13 protein-coding genes are annotated in these 12,275 nt (G+C 38.0%); 10 read left to right on the top strand and 3 right to left on the bottom strand.

Annotated features, from left to right (window positions below; translation table 11 throughout):
- Positions 1–6: 6 nt before the first annotated feature.
- The 5 genes from rpmG (at position 7) to EG346_RS10785 (ending at position 2,221) form a co-directional block, all read left to right on the top strand.
- The gene (gene rpmG / locus EG346_RS10805; RefSeq protein ID WP_027373683.1) at positions 7–189 is read left to right on the top strand and encodes a 50S ribosomal protein L33; all 183 of its coding nucleotides are present in this window, start codon (positions 7–9) and stop codon (positions 187–189) included.
- 19 nt (positions 190–208) lie between these two features.
- Complete coding sequence (locus tag EG346_RS10800; RefSeq protein WP_002976755.1) at positions 209–361, top strand: DUF4295 domain-containing protein; 153 nt, start codon at positions 209–211, stop codon at positions 359–361.
- Positions 362–460: 99 nt separating this feature from the next.
- Positions 461–817: a RidA family protein gene (locus EG346_RS10795; RefSeq protein ID WP_228425797.1), complete on the top strand. Its 357-nt coding sequence runs from the start codon at positions 461–463 to the stop codon at positions 815–817.
- A 120-nt stretch (positions 818–937) separates the two neighbouring features.
- Positions 938–1,891, top strand: coding sequence for a signal recognition particle-docking protein FtsY (ftsY, locus tag EG346_RS10790; protein ID WP_073334430.1), 954 nt, complete (start codon positions 938–940; stop codon positions 1,889–1,891).
- A gap of 69 nt (positions 1,892–1,960) precedes the next feature.
- Entirely contained in the window at positions 1,961–2,221 is a 261-nt protein-coding gene (locus EG346_RS10785) for a GlsB/YeaQ/YmgE family stress response membrane protein (protein WP_073334429.1), read from the top strand.
- A gap of 71 nt (positions 2,222–2,292) precedes the next feature.
- On the opposite strand, the gene sppA is transcribed toward EG346_RS10785, so the two are convergent.
- Positions 2,293–4,047, bottom strand: coding sequence for a signal peptide peptidase SppA (gene sppA / locus EG346_RS10780; protein WP_123878581.1), 1,755 nt, complete (start codon positions 4,045–4,047; stop codon positions 2,293–2,295).
- 20 nt (positions 4,048–4,067) lie between these two features.
- On the opposite strand from sppA, the gene folK reads away from it, so the two are divergent.
- The 5 genes from folK (at position 4,068) to fmt (ending at position 10,291) form a co-directional block, all read left to right on the top strand.
- Positions 4,068–4,484: a 2-amino-4-hydroxy-6-hydroxymethyldihydropteridine diphosphokinase gene (gene folK, locus EG346_RS10775; RefSeq protein ID WP_123878579.1), complete on the top strand. Its 417-nt coding sequence runs from the start codon at positions 4,068–4,070 to the stop codon at positions 4,482–4,484.
- Between the two features lie 25 nt (positions 4,485–4,509).
- Entirely contained in the window at positions 4,510–5,619 is a 1,110-nt protein-coding gene (locus EG346_RS10770) for a flagellar motor protein MotB (protein ID WP_073334426.1), read from the top strand.
- A gap of 67 nt (positions 5,620–5,686) precedes the next feature.
- On the top strand, positions 5,687–7,123 hold the full coding sequence (locus tag EG346_RS10765; protein WP_073334425.1) for an OmpA family protein: 1,437 nt from the start codon (positions 5,687–5,689) through the stop codon (positions 7,121–7,123).
- Positions 7,124–7,198: 75 nt separating this feature from the next.
- Entirely contained in the window at positions 7,199–9,106 is a 1,908-nt protein-coding gene (locus tag EG346_RS10760; RefSeq protein WP_123878577.1) for a RecQ family ATP-dependent DNA helicase, read from the top strand.
- Between the two features lie 240 nt (positions 9,107–9,346).
- Entirely contained in the window at positions 9,347–10,291 is a 945-nt protein-coding gene (gene fmt / locus EG346_RS10755; RefSeq protein WP_123878575.1) for a methionyl-tRNA formyltransferase, read from the top strand.
- Between the two features lie 142 nt (positions 10,292–10,433).
- On the opposite strand, the gene EG346_RS10750 is transcribed toward fmt, so the two are convergent.
- Together EG346_RS10750 and ribB are read right to left on the bottom strand one after the other, a co-directional pair.
- On the bottom strand, positions 10,434–11,015 hold the full coding sequence (locus tag EG346_RS10750) for a Crp/Fnr family transcriptional regulator (protein ID WP_123878573.1): 582 nt from the start codon (positions 11,013–11,015) through the stop codon (positions 10,434–10,436).
- 108 nt (positions 11,016–11,123) lie between these two features.
- Positions 11,124–12,245 carry a 3,4-dihydroxy-2-butanone-4-phosphate synthase gene (gene ribB, locus EG346_RS10745; protein WP_123878571.1) on the bottom strand — a complete coding sequence of 374 codons (1,122 nt, stop codon included), beginning with the start codon at positions 12,243–12,245 and terminating at the stop codon, positions 11,124–11,126.
- Between the last annotated feature and the right edge of the window lie 30 nt (positions 12,246–12,275).

Below are 12,275 nucleotides of genomic sequence, written 5' to 3'. Positions count from 1 at the left end.
TAAATCATGGCAAAAAAAGGAAACAGAGTTCAAGTAATCCTTGAATGTACAGAGCACAAAGAAAGTGGTATGCCAGGAATGTCTAGATACATTTCTACTAAAAATAAAAAGAACACTACAGAGAGATTAGAGCTTAAGAAGTATAATCCTGTTCTTAAAAGATCTACCCTTCACAAAGAAATCAAGTAATTTATAAATATAATTTACCATGGCAAAGAAAGTAGTAGCAACCCTACAAAGCGGACAGTCAAAAAAAATGACTAAAGTTGTGAAAATGGTTAAGTCATCTAAGTCAGGTGCTTACGTTTTTGAAGAAAAAGTAATGAATGCAGACGAAGTAGACGGTTATTTGAAGAAATAATCTCCACTTTATTTACAATATAAAAAACTACTCATATTTTGGGTAGTTTTTTTGTTATCTTTGTTCACCAGATTATTAATCAATTCAATATACACCCATATGAAAAAGATTTTCATTCTGGTTTTCATAGAATTTTTTCTATTTTCATTCAGTCAGAAAAAGATGGACAATGTAGAATTCAGAAACTCGGCTGAAGTATTTACCATTAAAGGGCTTTCACAATCAACAAGCATTGACTGTGGAAATTCCAAAATGATTTTTCTTTCCGGGCAGGTTCCATTGGACAAAGCCGGCAACCTTGTAGGAAACGATGTAGAAAAGCAAACGCAGCAGGTATTTAAAAATATCGAAAACATCCTGAAAGAATATGGAGCTACAGGAAAGAACATTGTAAAACTGGGAATCTTTATCACTGACATTTCCAAAACACCAGACTTTAGAAAAATTCGTGATTGATATATCAACCTTCAGAATCCTCCAGTGAGCAGCCTTGTGGAAGTGAGCCGTCTTTTCAGAGATGACGTACTTATAGAAGTAGAAGCCACGGCAGTTATAAAAAACAAATAAGAACAAACTATGAGTTGGTTTAAAAATATTTTCAAAAAAGAAGAAAAAGAAACTTTAGATAAGGGCCTGGAAAAATCCAGCCAGGGTTTCTTTGAAAAAATGACGAAGGCCGTAGTCGGTAAAAGCAAAGTAGATGATGAAGTACTGGATAACCTTGAAGAAATACTGATCGCATCCGATGTAGGCGCATCTACCACCATCAAGATCATAGAAAGAATTGAAGAACGCGTTGCGCGTGACAAATATGTAAGTGTAAGTGAACTTGACAATATCCTTCGTGAAGAAATCTCCGGACTGCTTCTTGAAAATCCGCACGCGGGAACAGGAAATATAGACAGTTCCAAAAAACCCTATGTCATCATGGTAGTTGGCGTCAACGGAGTAGGAAAAACAACGACCATCGGGAAACTCGCGCACCAGTTTAAATCTGAAGGCAGAAAGGTAGTGCTTGGAGCAGCAGACACCTTCAGAGCGGCAGCAGTAGACCAGCTGACCATCTGGAGCGAAAGAGTAGGTGTTCCTATCGTAAAACAGGATATGGGCTCAGATCCGGCTTCTGTCGCTTTTGATACTGTACAGAGTGCCGTTGCACAGGGCGCAGATGTGGTAATCATTGATACCGCAGGAAGACTTCATAATAAGATCAACCTGATGAACGAGCTTTCCAAGATTAAAAGAGTCATGCAAAAGGTAATTCCAGATGCCCCTCATGAGATCCTGCTGGTTCTTGACGGTTCTACCGGACAGAATGCTTTTGAGCAGGCCAAACAGTTTACGGCAGCCACTGAAGTAAATGCACTGGCAGTAACGAAACTTGACGGTACAGCCAAAGGCGGAGTGGTGATCGGTATATCAGATCAGTTCCAGATTCCGGTGAAATATATTGGGGTTGGCGAAAAGATGCAGGACCTTCAACTTTTCAATGGTACGGAATTTGTTGACTCATTTTTCAAGAAAAGATGATTCACATCATGTTTTCCCTTAAACCAGCAAACAAATCAATAAATATTAACACTTAAAAAATTTGCAACTATGGGAATTTTAACATGGATTATTTTCGGTCTATTGGCAGGAGCAATCGCAAAAATGATTATGCCGGGTAACCAGGGAGGTGGCTGGCTGATCACTATTATTTTGGGGATCATCGGAGCTTTCGTGGGTGGTGCAATAGGAGTTTATGTCCTGCACTGGGGAGACGTTACTTCATTCTGGAATCCAAGAAGCTGGATTCTGGCTATAGGAGGAGCTTTAATTGTCCTCTGGATCTACGGAATGGCTACCAAGAGAAGCTAACACTGGCAGATAAAAATAAAATCCCGGAACTGAAATTCAGTCCCGGGATTTTTTGTACAATATAATTTAGTTTAGTTGATCTTGATTTGATAAGGCATTTCCATTTTCACCTCAGACTTCAGTTTTTCACTGGTGATTTGCTGAAGGATTTCATAATTGGCTTTTCCTATTTTATTTTTAATGATTCTTGCGGAAATATCTTCCTCATTCAGGTCTTTGAAAATCTGCTCAAAAGGAGTCATTTTTTTAGGGTAAGAAGAAACATGATAAGATTTTAAACCTGCTTTTTGAGCAGCAAATTTCACAGCATCATTCAATGTTCCCAGTTCATCTACAAGCCCGATTTGCTTGGCACGAACACCACTCCATACTCTTCCCCCTCCTACACTGTCAATCTGCTCGAAAGTCTGCTTTCTGTTTTGCGTAACGAAATGTACAAATCTCTTATAGGTTCCTTCTACGCTTCTCGTGATCAGATTTACCCCGTAAGGCGTCACCCCGTTCAGCGCTGAGTAGTATTGAGAATTCGCATTGGTAGAGACAATATCTGAACGAACACCGTTTTTGTTGGCAAGGTCTTTATAATAAGGTATCACTCCGAAAACTCCGATAGATCCAGTCAGTGTATTAGGTTCAGAATAGATCTTATCTGCAGCCATTGCAATATAATATCCTCCTGAAGCGGCATAGTCACCGAAAGAAACCACTAAAGGTTTTTTCTTTTTCAACTGCTGAAGCTCGAATAAAATCTCATCCGAAGCATTGGCACTTCCTCCTGGAGAATTGATTCTGAAGACCACAGCCTTTACTTTATCATCATCCTGAAGGTCTCTGATGTACTTGATGTATTTTTCAGAATAGATTTCATTGTAGCCATCTCCGTTGTTTATGCCTCCTGAAGCGTATAATATAGCTACTTTTTCACCAGACTTTTCTTCATCTGCATAAGAATTAATATAGCCGGTTAACGATACCTTATTCAGCTTTTCTTTTTCTTTAAGACTCAACTTAGATTTTATCATCTGGTCATACTCCGTTTTCTGGATCAGTTTATCAGCCAGTTTATATTTCAAGCCCAATTCAGGAATCATTCCGTATAAACTGTCAACAACCGTTTTAAACTGTGCAGTATCAATCTTTCTTGAAACCGCCATTTTAGTGGATGTATTTTTCCAGATATCATTTAAAAGCGTACCCAGCTGTTCTTTATTTTCAGGAGAAATATCATTTCTAAGGAATGGCTCTACTGCTGACTTAAATTTTCCGTGACGGATAACTTCTATACCAATTCCATATTTATCTGCGAAATCTTTAAAAAAAGTAACTTCCGTAGCCAATCCTTTCAAATCTATCATTCCGGATGGATTAAGATAATACTGATCAGCTACAGATCCTAAATAATAAGAAGCCTGTGATACAGCATTTCCGTAAGCATATACAAATTTTCCACTCTTTTTAAAATCTTCAATCGCATTTCTGATATCATCTATTTGCGTCATTCCTGCATGCAGATCATCAGCTTCAATACTTATACCTTTAATATGATCATCTGTTTTAGCTTTCCTGATGGCTTCCAGAACATCATAAAGCAAAACACTTTTGCTTTTCTCGCTGATATTGAACAGGCCCACTTGCTCTTCCGTTGGGCTATCTATTATATTGGTCTTTAAATTAATCGTCAGCACAGAATTGTCTTTCACTGCAATGGATTTTTCATTCCCCATGGAACTGAACACAATCATCATAATGAAAAAGACGAAAAATACGGCACATAATAGGACAATTGCCACTATATTTGCCAATACGTTTTTAAAGAAACTTCTCATAAATCAATCAATTTTCCAATATGTCGCAGAATAAGGTCGTTTTGTTACTCGGAAGTAACCTCGGAGATCAAAAAAAAAATTTGGAACACGCTTTACAGAAAATCAGTGAGGGTGGGAATGAAATATCACAAACAAGCGAATTTTTAATTACTGAACCCGTAGAATTTGTTAGTTCCAATATTTTTTGTAATATTGCATCAATAATATTCACGCGTCTTTCACCAATTCAACTGCTTGATTTTGTTAAAGGTATTGAAGCTGAAATGGGTAGAATTAATGATTCAACATCATCTGGAGGCTATAGCGATAGAATAATAGATATTGATATCATTAAATATAATGATCTGAAATTCAGATCCGAAAGATTAGAAATACCCCATCAAAAGCATTTATTTGAAAGGGATTTTTCTAAAATATTATTGAAAGATTTTATCTAAAATAAAAAAACATAAAACATACAATATGAAATTAGGTTTATTATTATTGGCCGCACTTCCTATCACAGCTTATGCTCAGGACAGTACAACAGTAAACTCTTCAACTGAGTATCCTAATACCTTCTCTTCAGGTTCTGCTAATGTAAAGCCATTCGACAATAAGTCCAGACGTTTCAACGACTGGTCTATTTCTGTTGGTGGTGGTGCTGCATTTATGGCTCATTCCGATTTAAGATCTTTTTATGACAAAAAGGTCAACTGGGGCTATAATGCTTATGTAAGTATTGACAAGCAGATCACGCATGCTTTTGGATTAAGCCTTATCTACCAGAGAGGTGAAACAAAGCAGAAAGCACAATTAGAAGGGGTAGCCGGTGCTTTGGCTGGTGTAGGTACAGCAACAACCAAATTTGATCAGGTTGCATTAATGGGAGATGTAAACTTTTCCAATTTATTGAGAAGAGTAGATAATCATTCCCCTTACAGATGGGCTTTCCATGGTTATGCAGGAATTGGTTTCCAGGGTTACAATACTTCTCTGCATGATGGAAATGAATACAGATGGAGTAATACTCCTAAAAGAGTTCCATTGTTTATCAAGCAGAATTTAGACATCAACTCTCTATTCTATCAGTTTGGAGCAGGATTGAAATACAACGTTTCAAGACTTATCGATATCGAAGCAAGAACCATGTATATCATAAGTGGTGATGATGAATTTGACGGAGGCGGATGGGCAGGTCCAAACGATTATGACCCGGCAGTACCAGGCTCAAAGTATAACATGATCAGCGATTCAAGGTCTGATAATGCATGGACTGTTACTTTAGGTGTTTCTTTCAAATTAGGAAAAAATCTATCCCACTTGGCATGGCATGACCCACTTCAGGAAGCTTATTACAGAACAAGCGTTTTAGAAAATGCTTCTACAGAGCTTGTTGTATGTGAAAAAGGTGATGCTGACAATGATGGGGTTTGCGACGATTGGGACAGACAGTTAGATACTCCTGCAGGAGCAAGAGTGGATGGTGCCGGTGTAGCTTTAGATATGGATCTTGACGGTGTCATCGATTTGTATGATAAGTGCGTCACGGTTCCTGGACCTGTTGAGAACAACGGATGCCCTACAAAATAATAAACAGGGCATTAAGCTTGTTTATTTAAAAATAAAATCATTTAATTAACTAAATAAAAAATACACTATGAAATTAAGTTTAGCAATTGTAGCATTAGCAATGGCCATTCCAGCCGCAAGCTATGCACAAGACTCAACGGCAGTTTCAAATGGAGAATATCCAAACACATTTTCTTCCGGTTCTGCCAACGTTTCCCCGTTTACCAATCAGTCAAAAAGATTTAATGACTGGTCTATTTCAGCTGGTGCAGGTGTACCGCTAATCCAGTCTGCGGATATGACTTCCATAAAGAATGGTAACGGTAAAAACCTTTTCGGATACTCTGCTTATGTAAGTATCGATAAAGCCATTACTCATGCTTTTGGTTTGAAATTACAGTATGACAGAGGTGAAACAAGACAAGGATGGTTCAACACTAAAGATGCTGCTCCAGACGCGAAAGCTGTAGCTGGAAGAACTCAGTATGATGCAATATCTTTATTAGGAGATATCAACTTCTCTAATCTTATGAGAAGAGTTGACAACCACTCTCCATACAGATGGGCACTTCATGGTTACGCTGGTATCGGTACCATTGCGTACAGAGCCTACCAGAAAGATATTACAGGACAAAGACTTGCTACTGAAGTTAAACCATTTAAATTCGGGTCTATGTTTATGCAGGCTGGTGCCGGTTTAAAATATAAAATTAACAGAAGAATTGACCTTGAAGGCCGATTGATGTATGTTGTCACCGGTGATGATGAATTTGATGGTGGAGGCGACAAATACAGTACGATCAACAGACGTGAAGAGCAGGTATCTGATAACTTCTTTAATGCTACTTTAGGGATTTCATTGAAACTTGGAAAACACGAGTCTCACTTAATGTGGCATGATCCACTACAGGAAATCTATTACAAGCTAGATGTTTTGGCTAACAAAAACCAGGATATTGAAGTATGTAAAAAAGGTGATGCTGATAACGACGGAGTTTGTGACGATTGGGACAGACAGCTTGACACTCCTGCTGGTGCAAGAGTAGATGGTGCTGGTGTTGCTCTTGATACAGATCTTGACGGTGTCATCGATCTTTACGACAAGTGTGTAACAGTTCCCGGACCTGTTGAAAACAACGGATGTCCTACAACGACTGCAGGACCTGTAGTAGAAACAGAAACTAAACTTGAAGGAATTGAGTTCGATTTAAATTCTGACAGAATTTTACCTTCAAACACTCCCATCTTAAATAATGCAGTTAACTATATCAATTCTTCAACTGGTTCTTACAGTGTAATCGGTGCTACTGATACAAGAGGTACTGATGCTTATAACCAGAAACTTTCTGAGAGAAGAGCAAATAATGTTAAGTCTTATTTAATTAAGAACGGAGTTCAGTCTGGAAAAATCAACGCAGTAGGAAAAGGTGAAAAAGATCTTAAATATCCTGAGTGTGAACCAGCTACTAAATGCCCTGAATGGAAAAACAGAGCCAACAGAAGAGTATACTTCGAAGCTAAATAATATTTAGCAGTAAATATATCAAAGCCGTGCCTTGCACGGCTTTTTTTGTTGTAATACTTTTATTACTTTTACCTTATGATTTCTCAGCAGGATTTCCAAAAATTAAAATATGATACCCTAAAGTTTTTTTGGGGCTATGACAGTTTCAGAGATTCTCAGGAAGAGATCATTAATGCAGTCATCAATGAAAAAGACAGTCTCGTTCTCTTACCAACCGGTGCTGGAAAATCACTTTGCTACCAACTGCCTGCCTTATTAAAGGAAGGAACCTGTCTGGTTATTTCTCCCCTGCTTGCCCTGATGAAAGATCAGGTGAGCAAGCTCAAGCATCGCGGTATCGAAGCAGATTATTTATCTTCCGAACTGGATGAATATGATGCAGAAGCAGTCTATAACCGTTGTAAAGACGGACTTACCAAGCTGTTGTATGTTTCTCCTGAAAGATTGACCAATAATCAATTTCTGCAGAATATTGAAGAAATTCAGTTGTCTTTTATTGCGGTAGATGAAGCTCACTGTATTTCAGAATGGGGTCAGGATTTCCGCCCAAGCTATCAGAATATTAAAGAATTCAGGAAAAACAACCCAAAGATTCCATGTCTGGCTTTAACAGCTACTGCAACTCCCAAAGTGCTGGAAGAGATTAAAAACAAACTGGAACTTAAAAAGCCCTTTGTTTTCCAGAAAAGTTTTAAAAGAGATAATATCAGAATTTTCATGGATGAAGTTTCTGACAAATTTCAACGTGTTTTGGATATCTTGAAGCACAACAATGATTCAGGAATTGTCTATGTAAGGACAAGAAAGGATGCGGAAATGCTGGCAGAGTTTCTAAAAAAAAATCAGGTAAAAAATGTAGATTATTTCCATGCGGGTTTAACGACAAAAGAGAAAAATACAAGACAGAATATCTGGAATCAAAGCGATAATCAGGTTCTGATATCAACCAATGCCTTTGGAATGGGAATAGACAAAGACAATGTCCGCTTTGTGATCCACTACTCTCCTGCCCCGTCATTAGAGAATTATTACCAGGAAATCGGAAGATCAGGAAGGGACGGCAAGGATAGTTTTGCATTTCTTCTCTGGAACAAACAGGAACTCCTTAATTTTGATGACATCCTGAAAAACCAAATTCCAAACAAGGCAGAGTTTTTAAAGATTATCACCTACCTCTACTCCATTTTCCAGGTGGCAGAATATGAGCTACCGGAAAAAGTTTTCCAGCTGAATACTCAGGGAATACAAAATTTCACAAGATTATCGAAAGCTAAGATCAGTAACGTTCTTAATTTCCTTCATAATCAGGAAATCATTTATCATAACGACAACAAAAGCCTGTCGTCACTGGAGCTTCTTTTCAATGCAGATGAAATAGACCAATTACCACAGAAAGACGCTTATTTCATAGAGCTTCTGCTTCGTACGATATCAGGAATCACTACCCATAAGGTGATGTTCAGTGAGCAACAGGTTAGCAATAAGATCGGAGTGAGCATTCCTCTGATCAAAGAGCGGCTGAAAGAATTGCAGCAGAAAAATTATCTTGAGTATGTGGACGGAGCCCTGTCAAGCATAAAATTTCTAAAACCTCGTGACGAAAGAGCCATCAATGCAGCGTACTGGAAACTCTTTGAACATATTCAAAAGAATAAGATCCAGAAATGGGAAGAAATAAAGTTTTTCATAGAAAATAATGATTACTGTAAAATGAAACTTATTCTCGCCTACTTTGGCGAAAAGAATACGAAGAATTGTGGCCAGTGTTCAGTCTGTGAAAAAAATAAACAGTCCATCTTTGGAAAAAATATTTCCCAACAGATCATTAATTTATTGGCTAAAAAACCGTCAACCATTGAAGATCTTTCTGTACAGCTGAACTACCATTCTAAAAATAACATTCTAGAAAATCTGATCTTCCTTTTGGATGCTGGAAAAATAAAAATGCTGAATTTCAGAACGTATGCACTGAATCATGAGTAAAGGGTAATGAGTGATAAGCAATGGTGAATTTTGCTTCGCAAATGAATGATGAACCTTAGACAGCAGATTTCAGACAAATTATGGTAAAAAAGGAGTTTAGATTGGCCTATGGTAGAGACGAGCTAAACGGATTGAACGAGTAACGGCCAACCAGCAACGAAAACACTCTAAACTATAAAACTCTCCGATCCTAAAACCCTCCAATTCCAAAACTCTACCAAAAACCATTATCTTTGTGCTATGAAATCATTGAAAGTCGTTTTTTTAGGAACTCCGGAATTTGCAAAAACTTCTTTGGAGGCTATCCATCAGTCAAAACATCAAGTGGTAGGGGTTGTTACTGTTGCTGATAAAGCCAGCGGCCGCGGGCAGAAGATCAATCAGTCTCCTGTAAAAGTGTATGCTTCAGAAAATAATATTCCTGTTTTCCAGCCGGAAAAATTAAGAAATCCTGAATTTTTAGAGGAACTGAGAAAACTGGATGCTGACGTTTTTGTAGTGGTGGCTTTCAGAATGATGCCAAAAGTTCTTTTTGAAATGCCTAAACTGGGAACTTTCAATCTTCACGCTTCCCTTCTTCCTGATTACAGAGGAGCAGCTCCTATCAACTACGCAGTAATTAACGGTGAAGAAAAAACAGGGGCTACCACCTTCTTTATCAATGAAAAAATTGATGAGGGGAATATCCTTCTTCAGGAAGAACTTGAAATTTTACCGGACGAAAATGCAGGAAGTCTTCACGACCGGTTAATGGAAATGGGTTCAAAATTAGTGGTAAAAACACTTGATGGCCTTGCAGAAAATGCCATTGTGGAAAGACCTCAACCTCAGGTGGAGCATCCGAAAAATGCTTATAAAATTTTTAAAGAAGACACCAGAATCAGTTGGAAAGCTTCTTCAAAAACAGTTCATCAATTTATTCTTGGGATGTCACCTTATCCTGCTGCATTCACTACGATCAAAATTGGGGAAGAAGAAAAAGGATTAAAAATATTTGCTGGAAAATTTGAGATTTCAGATCATGGAAAACCTTCGGGAACATTGGACATCTCTAAAAATGAATTCAAAATTTATACGGAAGACGGTCTGTATTTCCCACTGGAACTTCAGCTTGAAGGCAAAAAAAGAATGACGGTAAAGGATTTTCTGAATGGGTTCAGAAACTTTGAAGAAATAAAGTTTTAGTTGAAGGATTTCAGAGTACGAGATTCGGTTTCGGAGATTAGCTGCTTGTTATTACCCGTTGGTAGATTTATTGCTAAAGTCCTTTCTCTGTAACCTAAAGATTCTCCCATCTCGTGTCTGAAATCTGATATCTTTCTCCTGATCAATTCTTACTCACCATTTTCCTCCTGATTCTGCTTATAAATTCAGGAGTAACTCCCAAATAGGCAGCAATCTGAATATTGGTAAGACGATGGGCTGTTTTGGGATACTTTTTCAAAAAATCCTGATAACGTTCCTCGGAGGGCTTGCTTAAATTATCAATAATTCTTCGTTGCAGGGCAATGATGGACATTTGAAATTTAAGTCTCATCAGCCTTTCAATTTCAGGGATTTCCTGGTATAGCTTTTCTTTGTCTTCTTTTGAAATGAGAAGAATTTCACTGTCTTCAATAGCCTGGATATTCAGCTGTGACGGAATCTGATTAATAAAACTGTCGATATCTGAGATCCACCAGTCTTCTACTGCAAAATAAAGGATCTGCTCGTCTGCATTGCTGTCTGTACGGAAAACTTTGAAACACCCGTTCATCACAAATCCTTCAGCTTCACAGATGTCTCCTTCTTTCAAAAGAAAATCTTTCTTCCTGATCTTATGAAGACTGAAAGCACTGCAATATTTCTCGAGGTTCTCATCTGAGATTTCAATGTACTCCCTGATGTGTTTCTTTAAGGACTCTATCATGGCTTAAAAATAAAAAAAGGTTTAGAAAAATCCTAAACCTTTTTATTGATTATATTTCTACAAATGACCTGTAGTATTGGTATGCTACTGACCACTCAAAATTCACTTTTACAGCTGAACCAGTTCGGTCACCTCTACATCATATCCTCCAACCTGTGGCTTAATATTAGGATTCTGAGTAATCACCTTGAATTTATTGATTCCCAGATTTTTCAGGATCTGTGTTCCGATACCGTAATCTCTGTAGTTGTAAGCTAAAGTAGGATGCTGCTCCTGCCCGTCCTGATAATTCATGAACTGCTGCAGTTTTCTCAATGTATTTTCAGAATTTGAAACGTTATTGATGAAAATAACAGCTCCTTTCCCTGCTTCATTCACCATATTGGTTACTTTTTCCAATAAAGGCTTCTCACCATTGTTAAGTCTTGTCAACACATCGAAATAAGAATCTGAAGACTGAACTCTTACTAAAACAGGCTCATCAACCGTCCATGCTCCTTTTGTCAGGGCAAAATGGATCTGGTCGTTAGAGGTTTCTCTGAAAGCATAAAAATCAAAATCACCATAGGCTGTTTTTACTTTTCTTTCTTCCAGCCTTTCGATCAGGTTTCCTTTTTTAAGCTGATAGTGGATCAGATCTTCAATAGAAACAATCTTCATATCATGCTTTTGAGCGAAAGCGTGAAGCTCAGGCAAACGAGACATCGTTCCGTCATCGTTCATAATTTCACAGATCACTCCTCCTTCTTTCAGACCTGCCAACTGAGTCAGATCAATAGCAGCTTCAGTATGTCCTGCTCTTTTTAAAACACCTCCTTTTCTTGCACGAAGCGGGAAGATGTGTCCGGGTCTCATGAAATCTGTCGGCTTGGATTTTTCATCCATCAAAGCTAAAATTGTTTTGGCTCTGTCTCCGGCAGAAATACCTGTAGAGGTTCCGTTTCCAAGAAGGTCAACAGAAACGGTAAAAGCGGTTTCCTTAGGATCACTGCTTCTGCTTACCATGACTTCCAAACCAAGCTCGTCACATCTTTTTTCAGGAAGGGGCATACATATAAGTCCTCTTCCATAAAGTGCCATAAAATTGATAATTTCCGGCGTCGTCAATTCTGCAGCGCAAAGAAAATCTCCTTCGTTTTCTCTGTCTTCATCATCTACTACTATGATTATTTTACCATTTTTAAGGTCTTCAATAGCCTCTGGAATAGTATTTAATTTAATATCAGACATGTTTACTTTTTATTTGTGCAAAGATACTTA

Source organism: Chryseobacterium carnipullorum, from assembly GCF_003815695.1.
Lineage (GTDB): Bacteria > Bacteroidota > Bacteroidia > Flavobacteriales > Weeksellaceae > Chryseobacterium > Chryseobacterium carnipullorum.
Note: the sequence above shows the minus strand (reverse complement) of the source record. Positions and strands in the feature narration are given on the sequence as shown.

Coding starts and splice junctions, on each gene's coding strand:
- sppA (WP_123878581.1), bottom strand. CDS start 4,047: ATGAGAAGTTTCTTTAAAAACGTATTGGCAAATATAGTGGCAATTGTC.
- EG346_RS10800 (WP_002976755.1), top strand. CDS start 209: ATGGCAAAGAAAGTAGTAGCAACCCTACAAAGCGGACAGTCAAAAAAA.
- folK (WP_123878579.1), top strand. CDS start 4,068: ATGTCGCAGAATAAGGTCGTTTTGTTACTCGGAAGTAACCTCGGAGAT.
- EG346_RS10770 (WP_073334426.1), top strand. CDS start 4,510: ATGAAATTAGGTTTATTATTATTGGCCGCACTTCCTATCACAGCTTAT.
- ribB (WP_123878571.1), bottom strand. CDS start 12,245: ATGTCTGATATTAAATTAAATACTATTCCAGAGGCTATTGAAGACCTT.
- EG346_RS10750 (WP_123878573.1), bottom strand. CDS start 11,015: ATGATAGAGTCCTTAAAGAAACACATCAGGGAGTACATTGAAATCTCA.
- EG346_RS10765 (WP_073334425.1), top strand. CDS start 5,687: ATGAAATTAAGTTTAGCAATTGTAGCATTAGCAATGGCCATTCCAGCC.
- EG346_RS10795 (WP_228425797.1), top strand. CDS start 461: ATGAAAAAGATTTTCATTCTGGTTTTCATAGAATTTTTTCTATTTTCA.
- rpmG (WP_027373683.1), top strand. CDS start 7: ATGGCAAAAAAAGGAAACAGAGTTCAAGTAATCCTTGAATGTACAGAG.
- EG346_RS10760 (WP_123878577.1), top strand. CDS start 7,199: ATGATTTCTCAGCAGGATTTCCAAAAATTAAAATATGATACCCTAAAG.
- ftsY (WP_073334430.1), top strand. CDS start 938: ATGAGTTGGTTTAAAAATATTTTCAAAAAAGAAGAAAAAGAAACTTTA.
- EG346_RS10785 (WP_073334429.1), top strand. CDS start 1,961: ATGGGAATTTTAACATGGATTATTTTCGGTCTATTGGCAGGAGCAATC.
- fmt (WP_123878575.1), top strand. CDS start 9,347: ATGAAATCATTGAAAGTCGTTTTTTTAGGAACTCCGGAATTTGCAAAA.